The organism is Dyella thailandensis, assembly GCF_050749815.1.
GTDB lineage: Bacteria > Pseudomonadota > Gammaproteobacteria > Xanthomonadales > Rhodanobacteraceae > Dyella_A.
Map to the genome: position 1 here is coordinate 3,600,539 of NZ_CP192735.1, position 15,005 is coordinate 3,615,543.

Here is a 15,005-nt window from a genome sequence, read left to right on the forward strand (position 1 = left end):
CCCGCTGCAACCGGCCGAGCCGGTTGCAGCGATGGCCGCTGCTTACTGGTAGGTCAGCGTGAAGTTCACGCTCGACGTCACCAGGCCGGCGCTGGTCGCCGTGGCGGTGGAGATGTACTGCGCCGTCATCTGGGTCGAACCCGAGCCGCTGGTCACGGCAATGTTCGGAGCATTCGTGCCGGTCTTGGTGTTGATCGCCTGGTTGCTGCTGTTCAGCAGGCGGATGCGCACGTTCGAGCCGCCAGTGGTGGTGTTGGTCAGATCGCCGCTGGTGTTGTCGATGTTGCTGCCAGAGAACGCCATCTTTGCGCTGGCGGTATTCGTGTCGCAACCGGACAGCGCAACAGTGAACGGGGTGTCGCCCGCGGTGGTGCCGACGGTCGAGCCAAACGCAGCGGTCATCACGGTCGGCAGGGTCACGGTGGCACCGCCGTTGACGGCGATGGTGCAGGTATCGGCGAGCACCTTGCCGCTGAAGTTGATGGTGCCGGTGCTGGCGGCCTGGGCCGGGGCGGTGGCGAGGGCGAGGAAGCCGAAGGTGGCGACCAGGGCGGTGGAGAGAAGCGTCTTGCGCTGGAACATGAATTCCCCCTTGGGTGAATCGTGAAGTGGATCAAGTGGTCGAAGGACGAAGCGGTGTTTCTGTTTTGCGAGCTAGGGTGAGCAAGCCACGTGCCAAAGCGTCGGAAAACGCCGGTGTCCGGCGAAAAAAGCCAAGGATTACATGCGCTTGGCTCGTCTTCCGGGCACTCTTGGCGCCCGAAAAATTCTGTGAATTGCGACACATAGCGTCAGAAATTGCAAACCAGGTCACATTTTTGAGCTCAAGTTTGCCGATCTCTGGCCGACATGGCGGCCTCCTGTAAAGGACGCTTGACAGGCGCGCTTCGGCCCGCTTAGCCTTCGTGTCAAGGTTGCTTTACAGCAAAGGGAGAGGGGACATGAACACAAAGACGACGCTCGCTGCCGCCCTGGCATCAATGCTGGCCATGGCCGCGAGCATGCCGACGGCCGCCACCGCCACCGCTCCGGCCAAGGCGCCGGCGCTGCATGTGCAGGAGCACGGCAGCGCCGGACGCCCGCTGATCCTGGTGCCCGGACTGGGCGGGGGCGCGTGGGTGTGGGCGGAGTTGCTGCCGCACCTGCAGGCTCATCATCAGGTGTACGTGGTGACGCTGCCGGGCTTCGACGGCACCGCGGCACCGGCCGGTGGCAACTTCATTCAGCAGGCCGAAGACGCGCTGGCCGATCTCATCCGCACGCGCCATGTAACCAAGCCGGTGCTGGTGGGCCATAGCCTTGGCGGCACCGTCTCGCTCAAGCTGGCCAGTGATCATCCCGAACTGGTGGGTGGCGTGGTCGCGGTCGACGGGCTGCCGGTGTTCCCGGGCACCGAGAACCTGCCCGCGGAGCAGCGCCCGGCGATGGCCGCGGCAATGCAGGCGCGCATGCAGGGCCTGACGCCGGTCCAGTTCGAGGCACAGCAGGTCGGTTTCATGCAGTCGATGGGCGTGCTCGACTCCGCTCAGGCCGAGCGCTATGGCAAGCGCAATGCGGCGAGCGATCCGAAGGTCGTAGCGCAGTACATGGCCGAAGACCTGGCACTGGATTTCCGCGATGCGCTGGCGCACGCCAACGTGCCACTGCTGGAGATCTCGCCGTACAACCCGCCGGACTTCGCCAGTGGCCCGCAGGCCATGAGCGAGCAGCAGAAGGCCGACTACTACCGCAGCCTGCTGGCGAAGGCACCGCAGGTGAAGGTGGTGTCGATCGCGCCGGCGCGCCACTTCGTGATGTTCGACCAGAAGGAAAAGCTCGAAGTGGCGCTGGACGACTTCATGGCGCGCCTCCCCTCGCCGGCCCCGGAGCACTGAGCCGGTGCCGCGCTTTACCGACCGCCAGTACCAGCGCCACATCAGCGTGACCATGGTGGTGTACGTCTGCATGATGCTGCTGGTGTGGCCACTGACGCGCAGCACGCCGGAGCTATGGATGAAGGCACTGCTGGCGTGCATCCCGGCCATTCCGATGCTCTACGTGATCGCGCTGCTGGCACGCAAGATCCTCGCCAGCGACGAGATGGAGCAGCGTGCGCACCTGCTGGCACTGGGCGTGGCCACGGCCATCGTCGGCGCCGCGAGCATGGTCGGTGGACTGCTCGCCGCCGCCGGTGCCGTGTCGCTGGATGGAAGCATCCTGATATGGGTGTTTCCGGTGCTGATCGTCAGCTACAGCATCAGTCACTGGTGGATCATCACCCGTCGCTATGGCGGTTCCACCGAATGCGACGAAGGCTCGTCGCGACCGATGCTCACCTTCCTTGCCATGATGTCGCTGATCATCGGCCTCGTGGCCCTTGTGTCGTGGTGGCAGGGGCGCCTGGACGACACGCGGCTGGGCATGCTCGCAGGCATGGCGGTATCCGTGGCGGCCATGTGCGCATTCTGGACGATCCGCAGCTTCTGGCGTCGCTCGCGGGCCCGCCGCGAAGGGCTGGAGGACCGTCGCTGATGCGCGCCATCCAGAAGCGATACCTGCGAGAGATGGTCGCGGCGACCATGGCGTACGTCGCCCTGATCATGTTGTTCGCGTTCGGCATTCCCCACGTGAAGGTGGCCGCGTTACGCATCGTGCTGGCGCTGCTCCCGTTGCTGCCGGTGCTGGCGATGATTCGCGCCATGGTGCGCCTGCTGCGCGACGAGGACGAACTGGAGCGGCGGATCGACCTGGAGGCGTTCGCGATTGCCTCCATGCTCACCGGCTTCGGCTTCTTCAGCGTGGGGTTGTTGCTCAGCGTGAACGTTATCACCAGGCCACCGGCGTTTCTGGTGGCGATTCTGGTACTGCCCGCGCTGTTCGGAACCTACGGCCTGGCCAAGGTGTTCGTGGCGCGCCGGTACGCCAACACATGAACAACCGCGTGCGAGACCTGCGCGGGGAGCAGGGCTGGTCGCAGGGCGATCTGGCCGAGCGGCTCGACGTATCGCGGCAAACCATCAATGCCATCGAGACAGGCAAGTACGACCCGAGCCTGCCGCTGGCTTTCAAGATCGCGCGGCTGTTCGGGCAGCCGATCGAATCCATCTTTGACCCGGGGAGCAGCACGTGAGCACGAAACCCAAAGCAGCGCGCATGGGCGTGGCGGTCGCGATTGCGGTCGCGATCATCGCCGCCAACCATGTGGCCCATCGACCCAAGGCGGCCGAGCCGGCGCCTGCAAGCACCAACGCATCGTCCGCGCCGGCCACGCCGGTGAAGCCGGCGCCGCCGGCCACCTGGAAACTCGGCTCGCTCACGCTCACCGCGTGCGAACTGGGCCAGCCCAACAGCGCTCAGACCACCGCCGCGTGGTGCGCGCCGTTCGAGGTGCCGGAGAACCGCGATGACCCGGCCAGCCGCAAGATCAAGCTGCGCCTGGCGGTGGTGCGTTCGAATGCGGAAGTGGCGACCAAGGACATGCTGGTGTTCCTCGCCGGCGGCCCGGGCCAGGCGGCCACCGAGAACGCCGCCGCCGCGCTCGCCGCGCTCGATCCGCTGCTCGCGCACCGCAACCTGCTGCTGCTGGACCAGCGCGGCACCGGCGGCTCGCATCCATTGAGCTGCAAGAACGACGAGAAGCCGGCCACGCCCGACGATGACGTCGAGGACGATCCGGCCAAGCTCAAGGCCGAAATCACCCGCTGTCTGGCGCAGGTGGAGAAGAACGCCGATCCCCGCTTCTACACCACCACCATCGCCGCGCAGGATCTGGAAGACGTGCGCAAGGCGCTGGGCTCGCCGAGCTTCGACCTGGTCGGCGTCTCCTACGGTACGCGCATGGCGCAGCAGTACCTGATGCGCTATCCCGACGCCGTACGCGCAGTGGTGCTCGATGGCGTGGTGCCCAACTCGCTGGTGCTGGGCGAGGACTTCGCGCAGAACCTGGACGACGCACTGAAGGCGCAGTTCGCCCGCTGCACCGCCGATGCCGAGTGCCACAAGCGCTTCGGCGACCCGTACCAGACGCTGTACCAGCTACGTGACGCGCTGCGCGCCAATCCGCATACGGTGAGCTTCCGCGACCCGCAGAGCTACCAGACCGTGCAGCGCCGGCTGAGCGAGTTCTCGCTGGCCAGCGTCGTGCGCATGTTCGCCTACTCGCCGATCACCGCGGCGCTGCTGCCGCTGTCGATCGACGCGGCCGCTCACGGCGACGTCGGCCCGCTGCTGGGACAGGCCAAGCTGCTCTCCGGCGACCTGGCCGACACCATGAACGGCGGCATGCAGTCGTCGGTGATCTGCAGCGAGGATGCGGACCTGTTCACCCCGCGCCCGCAGGACGAGCACACCATTCTGGGTACGCGCATGATCGACGCGCTCACCACGGTCTGCAGCGTGTGGCCGCACGGCACGCGGCCGAAGGATTTCCACGATCCGCTGAAGACCGACAAGCCGGTGCTGCTGCTGTCCGGCCAGTACGACCCGGTGACCCCGCCTCGCTACGGCGAGGAGGTGCTCAAGGGCTTGAGCAACGGGCGTCATCTGGTCGCCACCGGCCAGGGCCACAACGTAATGGGCGCCGGCTGCATGCCCAAGATCGTCAAGCACTTCGTCGAGGACCTGCAGCCGAAGACGCTCGACGCCAGCTGCCTGGAGCGCCTCAAGCCCACCCCGATGTTCATCGATTTCAACGGAGCGACGCCGTGAAAAAGCAGCAAACCCTTTTTGCCGCACTGCTGTGGGCGGCGGCCATGTTCATCGCGGCGCTGTGCAGTGCGCCCCCGTTCTTCGCCCAGATTCTGCTTCCGCTGATGGTCGCCCTGTCGGTGCTGCCGCGCGCAAGCTCATGCCGGACCAGGAGTGCCACGCCATGATCGAGGTGAAGGATCTGCACAAGGCCTTCGGCGCGGTGAACGCCGTCGACGGCGTCACGTTCGCCGCCCGCGACGGCGAGATCACCGGCCTGCTCGGCCCCAACGGCGCCGGCAAGACCACCACGCTGCGCATGCTCTACACGCTGATGGCGCCCGACCGCGGCCAGGTGCTGGTGGATGGCATCGACGCGGCGGTCGATCCGCTGTCAGTGCGTCGCCGGCTGGGTGTGCTGCCCGATGCGCGAGGCCTCTACAAACGCCTCACCGCGCGCGAGAACATCGACTACTTCGCGCGCCTACAGGGTCTGCCGGAAGACGAGCTGCGCACGCGCCGCGAGGCCTTGATCGGCGCGCTGGACATGGCCGACATCGCCGACCGCCGCACCGAGGGCTTCTCGCAGGGGCAGCGGGTGAAGACCGCGATCGCCCGCGCGCTCATCCACGATCCGCGCAACGTGATTCTGGACGAGCCGACCAACGGCCTGGACGTGATGGCCACCCGCGCGCTGCGCGAGTTCATGCTCAACCTGAAGGCGGAGGGCCGCTGCGTGCTGTTTTCCAGCCACATCATGCAGGAGGTGGGCGCGCTGTGTGACCGCATCGTGGTGATTGCGCGCGGCCGCGTGGTCGCGGACGCCACGCCGGACCAGCTGCGCGCGCAGACCGGCGAGAGCAACCTGGAGGAAGCCTTCGTGAAACTGATCGGCAGCGAGGAGGGCCTCGCCGCATGAATACCTTGAACAACCCACTGCGTCGCACGCGCGCTGTGCTCACCGTGTTCCTCAAGGAGGTGCGCGAGAACCTGCGCGACCGCCGCACGCTCACCAGCGCCTTCCTCACCGGCCCGTTGCTCACGCCGCTGATGTTCGTGATGCTGATCAATTTCACCATCAACCGCGAACTGGACAAGGCGGACAAGCCGCTGAAAGTGCCGGTGATCGGCGCGCAGTACGCCCCCAATCTGGTCGATGCACTCAAGGCCGGTGGCGTGGTGCCGCAGCCGGCGATCGCCGATCCGGAGGCGGCGGTACGCAACCAGGAGATCGATCTCGCCCTGCGCATTCGCGCCGATTACCCCGAGGCCTGGCGCAAGGGCGAACCGGTGCAGGTGGAGGTGATCTACGACTCCTCCCAACGCGATGCCAACACGCCGGTGGAACGGGTGACCAAGCTCATCGAGGGCTATGCGCGCGTGCAGGGGGCGATGCGGCTGGTGGCGCGCGGGCTGTCGCCGGCCACCGCCAATCCGGTGGTGGTGGCCAAGCGTGACCAGGCCACGGCGCAGTCGCGCGCGGTGCTGCTGTTCAACATCCTGCCGTACCTGTTCGTGCTCACGTTGTTCATCGGTGGCATGTACCTGGCGATCGACCTCACCGCCGGCGAGCGCGAGCGGCAATCGCTGGAGCCGCTGTTTGCCAATCCGGTGCCGCGGTGGAAGATCTTCCTCGGCAAGCTGGCGGCGATCTGCGCGTTCTCCACCGCCAGCCTGGTGATCTGCCTGGTCGGCTTCAGCATCGTCGGTCGCTTCGTGCCGGCGGAAAAGCTGGGCATGGAGCTGCACCTGGGGCCGTCGTTCGCGCTGCACGTGCTGCTGCTGCAGTTGCCGATGATCGTTCTGCTCGGCGCGCTGCAGTCGATGGTGGCGGCGTTTGCCAAGAGCTACCGCGAGGCGCAGACCTACGTGTCGCTGCTGATGATGCTGCCGATCCTGCCCAGCGTGGCGCTGATGGTGATGCCGATCAAGCCGCAGAACTGGATGTACGCCGTGCCGCTGCTTGGCCAGCACCTGGGCATCCTCGATCTGGTGCGCGGCACCGGCGTGAGTCCGCTGCACCTGGCTTATTGCCTGGGCGGCAGTGCGCTGGCGGCGATCATCGCGGCGGGCGTCACCATGCAGCTGTACCGCTCCGAGCGCCTGGCGATCTCCGGTTGATGACGGGCGAGGGCGGCGCGTTGGTGTCGCCCTCGCTTACCATGGGGTTTTCATTCCACGGAGAACCGCCATGCGCCATCGCCTGCTCCCGCTGTGCCTGCTGCTCGCCCTGGGCAGCGCCACCCTGAGTGGATGCTCGTCCGCGCATGAGGGCCAGGCACCGGCAAACGCCGAGACGGCTGCCAAGCCCGCTGCCGCCGCCACGGCCGCGACGCCAGCCGCTGACAGCGCGGTGCAGCAGCACCTGGCCGACTACGCCAAGGTCAAGCTCACCGCCGACCTCTCCGGCCTCGACGCCGACCAGAAGAAAATGCTCGGCCTGCTGATCGATGCGGCCGACACCACCAACGCGATCTACTGGCAGCAGTCCTGGGGCGACAAGGCGGCGCTGATGGCCAAGATCAGCGATCCGGACGTACGCGCCTTCGCCGAACTCAACTACGGCCCGTGGAATCGACTGGACAACGACAAGCCGTTCGTCGCAGGCGTGGGCGAGCGTCCGGCCGGTGCGCAGTTCTACCCGGCGGACATGAGCAAGGCCGAGTTCGAGCAGGCCGACCTCAAGGACAAGGCCTCGCTCTACACCCTGCTGCGCCGCGATGACGCCGGCAAGCTCACCACCGTGCCCTACCACGTGGCCTACAAGACCGAGCTGGACAAGGCCGCTGGTCTGCTGCGCGAGGCGGCCAAGCTGGCCAAGGACAAGGGCTTCGCCAAGTACCTCACGATGCGCGCCGACGCCCTGCAGAGCGACGACTACCAGCCCAGCGACTTCGCCTGGATGGACATGAAGTCCAACCCGGTCGACATCGTGATCGGCCCGATCGAGACCTACGAGGATCAGCTGTTCGGCTACAAGGCCAGCTACGAGAGCTACGTGCTGGTGAAGGACCAGGCATGGAGCAAGCGCCTGGCGCGTTTCGCCAAGTACCTGCCCGAGCTGCAGCGCGAGCTGCCGGTGGATGCGAAGTACAAGGCCGAGACGCCGGGATCGGATGCCGACCTCAACGCCTATTTCGCCGTGTACTACGCCGGCGACGCCAACGTCGGCGCCAAGACCATCGCGATCAACCTGCCCAACGACGAGCAGGTGCAGTTGAAGAAGGGCACGCGCCGGCTGCAGCTGGAAAACGTGATGCAGGCGAAGTTCGACACCATCATGCTGCCGATCGCCAAGCAGCTGATCGCCGAAGACCAGCAGGAAAACCTCACCTTCGACGCGTTCTTCCAGAACACCATGTTCCACGAAGTGGCGCACGGCTTGGGAATCAAGAACACCCTGGACGGCAAGGGCACCGTGCGCGAGGCGCTGAAGGACCAGGCCTCCAGCTTCGAGGAAGGCAAGGCCGACGTGCTGGGCCTGTACATGGTCGCCAAGCTGGCCGATAAGGCCGAGCTGGACAAGACCAAGCTGATGGACAACTACGTCACCTTCCTCGCCGGCATCCTGCGCTCGGTGCGCTTCGGCGCCAGCGACGCGCACGCCAAGGCCAACATGGTGCGCTTCAACTTCTTCCAGCGAGAGGGTGCCTTTAGCCGCGACCCGGCCACCGGCCGCTACCGCGTCGACTTCGACAAGATGACCGCGGCGATGAACAAGCTCTCGGCGAAGCTGCTCACCATCCAGGGCGATGGCGACTACGCCGCGGCCAAGGCGCTCACCGACTCCATGGGCAACGTAGACGCCACGCTCGCCGGCGATCTGAAGAAGCTCGATGCCGCGCACATCCCGGTGGACATCACGTTCGAGCAGGGCAAGGACGTGCTGGGGCTGTGACGCCGAACGTCGCCCGTCCTTCCGGGCGGGCGGCGCTTCTACACCTCGTCACACCGGCGAAAGCCGGACGTGCTTTTCAACGGCGGATGACGGTCATCCAGCGACTCGTGCTTCGAGCTTGAAGGGGCACCGGCTTTCGCGGGCATGACGACGTGGGGGCTCGGACGAGATGCCGGCGACGTTTCCGACGTAGACAGCTATCGCCACTTGCGGTGGTTGCCCGTCGGTCGGATCAATCCGCCCGCAACGCCCAATCCGCCACCGCCTGCGCATGCTCCAGATGCAGGTGATGCCCGCCGGCCAGGTGCGTGACGCGGATATCGCGCACGCACTCGGCGCGGCGCTGCATCGGCCCGCTGGGCAGGTACGAAGTGGCCGGTTCGGCCAGCAGCAGGCGGGTGGGCGCGTCGATGCCCGCGAGCAGGGCGTGGATCTGGCCTTCGGCCAGACGTAGCGGGGTGGGGCGGTTGATGCGCGGATCGCTGCGCCACTGCCAGCCGCCGTCGGCTTCGCGCAGCGCGCGTTCGATGATCGGCCGCGCCTGGCTGGCCGGCAGGCCGCTGGCCAGGGTGCGCGCGCTGATCGCCTGCTCGATGCTGGCGAACGTGCGCAGGCGCTTGCCGGCCGGTTCGGCGGCGAGTGCGTCGCGAAAGCGCTGAAGTGTCTGCGTGCCGTCGTCGCCGAGCAGGCCCAGGCCTTCGATCAGCAGCAGGCGTTCGATACGCCCGGGTCGGGCGGCGGCCACCATCGAGGCGATGCCGGCGCCCAGAGAGTGGCCGAGCAGCACGTAGCGCGCGAGGCCCAGCGCGTCGGCGGCGCCGAGCACGGCGCGCACGTAATCCGGCCAGTGATAGCTGGCACCGTCGCCCAGATGATCGGAGTGGCCGTGGCCGGGCAGGTCCAGCGCGATCACCCGATACCGCGCAGCCAGCAGCGGCGCGAGCCGCGCGAAGCTGGCGGCATTGTCCAGCCAGCCGTGCAGGGCGAGCAGCGGCGGCGCGTCGTCGTCACCCCAGGTGAGTGCGGCCAGCCGCAGGGTGGGCAGATCGATGCGAAGTTCGCGCGGTTCGCTCATGCGTTCAGCCGGTGCGCCCGTGCATGGCATCGGCGCGGTCCTTGGCGGCGAGCTGGCGCGCGCGCGCCGCCTCCGCATCGTAGTCCGGTGCGAATTCCGGCCAGCCCTGCGCGTGGCGCAGCACCAGGTCGGCCAGCGCCTTGACCTGGTCGGATGAGTCGTTGAGCGCAGGGATGTAGCGCAGGTCGCTGCCGCCCGCTTCGAGGAAGAACTCGCGATTCTGCATGGCGATCTCCTCCAGCGTCTCCAGGCAATCCACGGCGAACCCCGGGGAAATCACGTCGAGCTTCCCGATGCCGTCTTTCGCCAGCTGCTTGACTGTCTCGTCGGTGTACGGATGCAGCCAGCGCTCGCGGCCCACGCGCGACTGGAAACTGGTCATTACCTGGCCCGCCTCCAGCCCCAGCCGCTCGCGCAGCAGGCGCGCCGTGGCGTGGCACTGGCAGAAGTACGGGTCGCCCGCGCGCAGGTAGCGCTCGGGAATGCCGTGGAAGGACAGCAGCAGCTTGTCGCCGCGGCCGCGTTCGGCCCAGAACGCCTCGACGCTCCTGGCCAGTGCCTCGATGTGCGCCGGGTCGTCGTGGTAGTCGTTGATCAGGCGCAGCTCAGGCGGCCAGCGCAGCGCCTTGAGCGTGTCGGCCACGGCATCGATCACCGAGCCGGTGGAGGTCGCCGAATATTGCGGATACAGCGGCAGCACCAGCAACCGGCGCGCGCCCTCGCGCTGCAGCTTTTCGATCTGCCGGCGCACCGACGGCTCGCCGTAGCGCATGGCGAGTTCCACCTTGATCGGGCTGGGCCGGTGCGCGGAAATCTCCGCCTGCAGCGCCCGCATCAGCGCCTCGCTTCCGGTGCGCAGCGGCGAGCCCTGCTCGGTCCAGATGCGCGCATAGGCGTGCGCCGAACGCTTGGGCCGGATGCGCAGGATCACCCCGTGCAGGATCAGCTTCCACAGCCAGCGCGGCAGCTCGATGATGCGCGGGTCGCTGAGGAACTGGGCCAGGTAAGGGCGCAGCTTCGCCGCGGTCGGCGCTTCCGGTGTGCCGAGGTTCACCAGCAGTACGCCAGCCTTGGCCGGCTGGTCGTGGGTATACCCGGCCAGGCCGGTATAGTTGCTGCTCATGGGCGTCGACGGCGGTCGGAAAATGGCCGCCCAGTCTGCCACAGGCCGCACCCCCGGCCTGATCGCGCGAAATGCCGCACGATCCCGTTTCTTCCTCACCCGGAGCCTTCCATGTTCAAAGCATCCCTGCGTCGTTGGTCGCTGCTCGCGTTGACCCTCCTGCTGCCGGCCATGGCCGCCCATGCCGAGGACCCGCCGCTGGTGCGCGCGCAGAACGCGGTGCGCGTGCTCAACGAGATCATGCAGGCGCCGGACAAGGCGATCCCGCAGGATCTGCTGCGCGACGCCAAGGCGATCGCGGTGATCCCGGACATGGTCAAGGCCGGCTTCATCTTCGGCGGCCGCCGCGGCGAGGGGCTGATCTCGGTGAAGAGCCCGGACGGCACCTGGTCCAACCCCAGCTTCATCACCATGACCGGCGGCAGCGTGGGCTTCCAGATCGGCGTCTCCTCCACCGACGTGGTGCTGGTGTTCCGCACGCAGCGCGGAGTGGATTCGATCGTCAACGGCAAGTTCACCCTGGGCGCGGACGCCTCGGCCGCGGCCGGCCCGGTGGGCCGCACCGCCAGCGCCGCCACCGACAGCCAGATGAAAGCGGAGATCTACTCTTATTCGCGCTCGCGCGGGCTGTTCGCCGGCGTGGCGCTGGACGGCTCGGCGCTGCGTATCGACTACGACGCCAACGCCTCGATCTACGGCGCCGGCATCACGCCGCGGCGGATTTTCGAGGGCGGCGTGAGCAACGTGCCGAGCCAGGTGGTCGATTTCCGCGACCGGCTGGAGGAGTACACTTCACGCTGATCTGAGGTCGCGCGCCCGCAGGTGTGGCGCGCGACCCACCGGTTTGGCATTCGAGGACATCATGAGCATCTGGCATCTCATCATCCTGCTTATCGTGGTCGTGGTGATTTTCGGCACCGGCAAGCTGCGCAACATCGGCTCCGACCTCGGCGGGGCGATGCGTGACTTCAAGAAAGGCCTCAACGGCGACGACGAGGACGCGGCCAAGCGCAAGCAGGCCGACGAGCGGCTGCAGGCCGATCCGCCCAAGGCGCCCGATGCCGCCACGCAGAGTCAGCGCGACTCCAGCGACGCCAAGTAAGCACGTCGACGGCGTGCGGCCATGATCGAGATCAGCTTCGGCAAGCTGTTGTTGCTTGCCGTCATTGCGTTGATCGTGCTGGGGCCGGAGAAGCTGCCCGTGGCGGCGCGTACTGCCGGCACGCTGCTGCGACGCCTGCGTTCCGGCTGGGACAGCGTGCGCGCCGAAGTAGAGCGCGAGCTGCAGGTGGAGGAGATCCGCAAGGCTGCCCGCGAGGCCGCGGCGCAGGCGGAGGCCGCCCAGGTGCGGCTCAATGCCGCACAGGCCGAGCTCAACGAGGCGGCGCGCAAGGCCGAGTCCGCCGCCCGCGCCGACGTGTCGACCCTGGCCGGCGCGGACGCCCCTGCGCCAAGCCCGTCTGACGCGCCGATCGATGCGGCGTCCCCCGACGAACTGATGAAGGCCAAGCCCGCGGCGCCCGCGCCGGGGTCTTCGGACGAGGTGCCGCATGGCCAGTCCTGAGCCGTCGATCGACCTGCAGCAGGGCTTGTTCTCGCACCTGCTGGAGCTGCGCAGCCGCATCGTGCGCGCCAGCGTCACGGTGCTGCTGGTGCTGCTGGCGCTGGTGCCGATGGCCAACCGCCTATACACCGAGCTCGCCGCGCCGCTGGTGGCACGCCTGCCGCAGGGCGCGCACCTGATCGCCACCGAGGTGGCCAGCCCGTTCGTGACGCCGCTGAAGCTGGCGTTCTACGTGGCGCTGTTCATTTCGATGCCGATGATCCTGTACCAGCTGTGGGCCTTCGTGAGCCCCGGCCTGTACAAGCATGAGAAGCGCCTGGCGCGGCCGCTGCTGGCCGCGGCGCTGGTGCTGTTCTACATGGGCTGCGCGTTCGCCTATTTCCTGGTGCTTCCGGCGGCGTTCCGCTTCCTCGCCGCGGTGACGCCCCAGGGCGTGGAGATGATGACCGACATCACCCACTACCTCGATTTCGTGATGCTGATGTTCTTCGCCTTCGGCCTGTGCTTCGAGGTGCCGGTGGCGGTGGTGATCCTCGCCGCGATCGGCGTGGTGAACCTGCAGAAGCTGCGCAGCGGCCGCCGCTACGCCATCGTCGGCGCCTTCACCATCGCTGCCTTCATCACGCCGCCGGACATCACCTCGATGATCATGCTGGCGGTGCCGATGTGCCTGCTCTACGAGCTGGGCGTGCTGGCGGTAGCGTGGCTGCTCAAACCCGCCGCGGACGGCGCCGGACGCGCCTGATCGGCCATGCCTTCGCGCGCCGCCGTGCTGATCGACCGACTCGCCCTGGCGCCGCACATGGAAGGCGGCCACTTCCGCCGCATCCACACCGCCAAGGCGGCACCGGGCCAACGCCCGGCGCTGAGCGCGATCCACTTCCTGCTGGCCGCCGGCGAACGCAGCGCGTGGCACTGCGTGGATGCCGAGGAGGCCTGGCATTTCGTCGAGGGCGATCCGCTGGAGTTGCTGGTCTACCATCCCGGCAGCGACCGGCTGGAACGTCTCCGGCTGGGTCCGCTGGGCGACCCCGACAGCGATGTGCAGCCGGTGCGCGTGGTGCCCGCCGGAGCGTGGCAGACGTCGCGCCCGCTGGGCGCCTATGCCCTATGTACCTGCCTGGTCGCGCCCGCGTTCGAGTTCGCGGGCTTCACCCTGCTGGACGATGACGCGCTCGCCGCGCGCCTGCGCGAGCTGGCGCCCGGCACGGGCGCGTGAGCCGGTCGGTTCAGCGCTTGGCCGGCACCGCCGCCGGTCGGTTCAGCGCCAGCCCCTTGAGCACGTTGAGCGCCTGCGACAGCGCGTAGTCCTGGGTGGCCAGCTTGGCGTTCTCGGCGCTGCCGTCGTTGTTGATGTCCTTCGGCGCGTTGCCGTCCTCGTTGGCGAGGTGATGGCTGAGGTCGGCCTCGGAGGTGATCAGCTGCGGGCCGCTGTCGGCCTTGTTCACGGTGAGGTCGGCCAGCGCGATGTCCGGCTTGATGCCTTCGGCCTGGATCGAGGTGCCGCTGGGCGTGTAGTAGCGCGCGGTGGTGATCTTCACCGCGTGCTCGGCGTCCAGCGGCAGCACGGTCTGCACCACGCCCTTGCCGAAGGTGCGCTTGCCGATGATCAGCGCGCGGTGGTTGTCCTTCAGCGCGCCGGAAACGATCTCCGCCGCCGACGCGGTGCCGTTGTCGACCAGCACCACCAGCGGCGCGCCGTTGAGCAGGTCGCCCGGGTGGGCGCTGAAGCTGAGGTTGGCGTCGGCCAGGCGGCCGCGGGTGGTGACGATGGTGCCGGCATCGAGCAGGTCATCGCTGACCGCCACCGCGGCGGTCAGCAGGCCGCCGGGATTGGAGCGCAGGTCGAGCACCGCGCCCTTCTGCGCACCGTGCTTGGCGATCAGCTCGCCGACTTTCTTCTCCAGGTCCGGCGCGGTGTCCTCCTGGAACTGGCTGATGCGGATGTACGCGTAGCCGGGCTCGATCTCGCGCGTGCGCACGCTGGTGACCGAGATCTTCTCGCGCACCAGCGGCAGGTCGATCAGCTTGTCGCTCTTGTCGTGCACGATGGTGAGGGTGACCTTGCTGCCCGGCTCGCCGCGCAGGTCCTTGAACATCGCGTCGATGTTCTCCTCGGTGATCGGCTTGCCGTCGATCTTGACGATGGTGTCGCCGGGCTTGATGCCCGCGCGCGCAGCCGGCGTGTCGTCGATCGGCGAGACGATGCGCAGCTGGCCGTCCTGCTCGATCACCTCGATGCCCAGGCCGCTGTAGGCGCCGGTGGTGTCCTCGGTGAGCTCGGCCAGGCCGTCCTTGTCCAGGTATTCGCTGTGCGGATCCAGTCCGGACAGCATGCCGCTGATCGCGGCCTTCATCAGGGTCTTGTTGTCGACCTTCTCCACGTACGCCTGGCGCACCACCTCGAACACCCGGCTGAAATTGCGGATGTCCTCCAGATCCACCGCATCGGGCGCACCGGCCGTCGAGCCGGCGGCGGCCGGCGCCGCTGCGCTCGCCGATGTCTCGGGGAGGTCCTGGCCGTGGGCCAGCGGCGCGGCGAGCAGGAGGGCGATCAGGCCGCAGGTGGAAAGACGCATGGGAAAACTCCGGACAACTTGAGGTAAGCGCGGGCTGCGCGGCGGCTTGGACCGCTGGCGGCAACGGTAATTCCCGCGTTCGCTAGCCTGCGTCGCGGCAC

17 protein-coding genes and 1 pseudogene are annotated in these 15,005 nt (G+C 67.7%); 14 read left to right on the forward strand and 4 right to left on the reverse strand.

The window, feature by feature from the left end:
* Window positions 1-42: 42 nt before the first annotated feature.
* Window positions 43-582, reverse strand: coding sequence for a fimbrial protein (locus ACQVBX_RS16355; RefSeq protein ID WP_431635420.1), 540 nt, complete (start codon window positions 580-582; stop codon window positions 43-45).
* A 359-nt stretch (window positions 583-941) separates the two neighbouring features.
* Between ACQVBX_RS16355 and ACQVBX_RS16360 the strand changes: the two genes are divergently transcribed.
* The 9 genes from ACQVBX_RS16360 (at window position 942) to ACQVBX_RS16400 (ending at window position 8,563) form a co-directional block, all read left to right on the forward strand.
* The gene (locus ACQVBX_RS16360; protein ID WP_431635422.1) at window positions 942-1,874 is read left to right on the forward strand and encodes an alpha/beta fold hydrolase; all 933 of its coding nucleotides are present in this window, start codon (window positions 942-944) and stop codon (window positions 1,872-1,874) included.
* 4 nt (window positions 1,875-1,878) lie between these two features.
* Entirely contained in the window at window positions 1,879-2,511 is a 633-nt protein-coding gene (locus ACQVBX_RS16365; protein WP_431635424.1) for a hypothetical protein, read from the forward strand.
* The gene (locus ACQVBX_RS16370) at window positions 2,511-2,912 is read left to right on the forward strand and encodes a hypothetical protein (RefSeq protein WP_431635426.1); all 402 of its coding nucleotides are present in this window, start codon (window positions 2,511-2,513) and stop codon (window positions 2,910-2,912) included. The genes ACQVBX_RS16365 and ACQVBX_RS16370 overlap by 1 nt, the downstream gene beginning before the upstream one ends.
* Complete coding sequence (locus ACQVBX_RS16375) at window positions 2,909-3,109, forward strand: helix-turn-helix transcriptional regulator (RefSeq protein WP_431635428.1); 201 nt, start codon at window positions 2,909-2,911, stop codon at window positions 3,107-3,109. The genes ACQVBX_RS16370 and ACQVBX_RS16375 overlap by 4 nt, the downstream gene beginning before the upstream one ends.
* 23 nt (window positions 3,110-3,132) lie before the next feature.
* Entirely contained in the window at window positions 3,133-4,686 is a 1,554-nt protein-coding gene (locus ACQVBX_RS16380) for an alpha/beta hydrolase (protein ID WP_431638218.1), read from the forward strand.
* Window positions 4,683-4,853, forward strand: a complete 171-nt coding sequence (locus ACQVBX_RS16385; RefSeq protein ID WP_431635430.1) for a hypothetical protein — start codon at window positions 4,683-4,685, stop codon at window positions 4,851-4,853. The genes ACQVBX_RS16380 and ACQVBX_RS16385 overlap by 4 nt, the downstream gene beginning before the upstream one ends.
* On the forward strand, window positions 4,850-5,584 hold the full coding sequence (locus tag ACQVBX_RS16390; RefSeq protein WP_431635432.1) for an ABC transporter ATP-binding protein: 735 nt from the start codon (window positions 4,850-4,852) through the stop codon (window positions 5,582-5,584). The genes ACQVBX_RS16385 and ACQVBX_RS16390 overlap by 4 nt, the downstream gene beginning before the upstream one ends.
* Entirely contained in the window at window positions 5,581-6,786 is a 1,206-nt protein-coding gene (locus ACQVBX_RS16395) for an ABC transporter permease (protein ID WP_431635434.1), read from the forward strand. Before ACQVBX_RS16390 ends, ACQVBX_RS16395 begins: the two co-directional genes overlap by 4 nt.
* A gap of 70 nt (window positions 6,787-6,856) precedes the next feature.
* Window positions 6,857-8,563, forward strand: coding sequence for a dipeptidyl-peptidase 3 family protein (locus ACQVBX_RS16400; RefSeq protein WP_431635436.1), 1,707 nt, complete (start codon window positions 6,857-6,859; stop codon window positions 8,561-8,563).
* 232 nt (window positions 8,564-8,795) lie between these two features.
* On the opposite strand, the gene ACQVBX_RS16405 is transcribed toward ACQVBX_RS16400, so the two are convergent.
* Together ACQVBX_RS16405 and hemH are read right to left on the reverse strand one after the other, a co-directional pair.
* Entirely contained in the window at window positions 8,796-9,638 is an 843-nt protein-coding gene (locus ACQVBX_RS16405; RefSeq protein ID WP_431635438.1) for an alpha/beta fold hydrolase, read from the reverse strand.
* A 4-nt stretch (window positions 9,639-9,642) separates the two neighbouring features.
* On the reverse strand, window positions 9,643-10,761 hold the full coding sequence (gene hemH / locus ACQVBX_RS16410; protein ID WP_431635440.1) for a ferrochelatase: 1,119 nt from the start codon (window positions 10,759-10,761) through the stop codon (window positions 9,643-9,645).
* Between the two features lie 126 nt (window positions 10,762-10,887).
* Between hemH and ACQVBX_RS16415 the strand changes: the two are divergent.
* The 5 genes and pseudogenes from ACQVBX_RS16415 to ACQVBX_RS16435 all read left to right on the forward strand — a co-directional run.
* Window positions 10,888-11,559 (forward strand): annotated as a pseudogene (locus ACQVBX_RS16415) (lipid-binding SYLF domain-containing protein); the annotation flags it as partial.
* 64 nt (window positions 11,560-11,623) lie between these two features.
* Window positions 11,624-11,863, forward strand: coding sequence for a twin-arginine translocase TatA/TatE family subunit (tatA, locus tag ACQVBX_RS16420; RefSeq protein WP_431635442.1), 240 nt, complete (start codon window positions 11,624-11,626; stop codon window positions 11,861-11,863).
* A gap of 21 nt (window positions 11,864-11,884) precedes the next feature.
* The gene (gene tatB, locus ACQVBX_RS16425) at window positions 11,885-12,325 is read left to right on the forward strand and encodes a Sec-independent protein translocase protein TatB (RefSeq protein WP_431635444.1); all 441 of its coding nucleotides are present in this window, start codon (window positions 11,885-11,887) and stop codon (window positions 12,323-12,325) included.
* The gene (gene tatC, locus ACQVBX_RS16430; RefSeq protein WP_431635446.1) at window positions 12,312-13,070 is read left to right on the forward strand and encodes a twin-arginine translocase subunit TatC; all 759 of its coding nucleotides are present in this window, start codon (window positions 12,312-12,314) and stop codon (window positions 13,068-13,070) included. The genes tatB and tatC overlap by 14 nt, the downstream gene beginning before the upstream one ends.
* A 6-nt stretch (window positions 13,071-13,076) precedes the next feature.
* On the forward strand, window positions 13,077-13,544 hold the full coding sequence (locus ACQVBX_RS16435) for a cupin domain-containing protein (protein WP_431635448.1): 468 nt from the start codon (window positions 13,077-13,079) through the stop codon (window positions 13,542-13,544).
* Between the two features lie 10 nt (window positions 13,545-13,554).
* On the opposite strand, the gene ACQVBX_RS16440 is transcribed toward ACQVBX_RS16435, so the two are convergent.
* The gene (locus ACQVBX_RS16440) at window positions 13,555-14,904 is read right to left on the reverse strand and encodes a S41 family peptidase (RefSeq protein ID WP_431635451.1); all 1,350 of its coding nucleotides are present in this window, start codon (window positions 14,902-14,904) and stop codon (window positions 13,555-13,557) included.
* Between the last annotated feature and the right edge of the window lie 101 nt (window positions 14,905-15,005).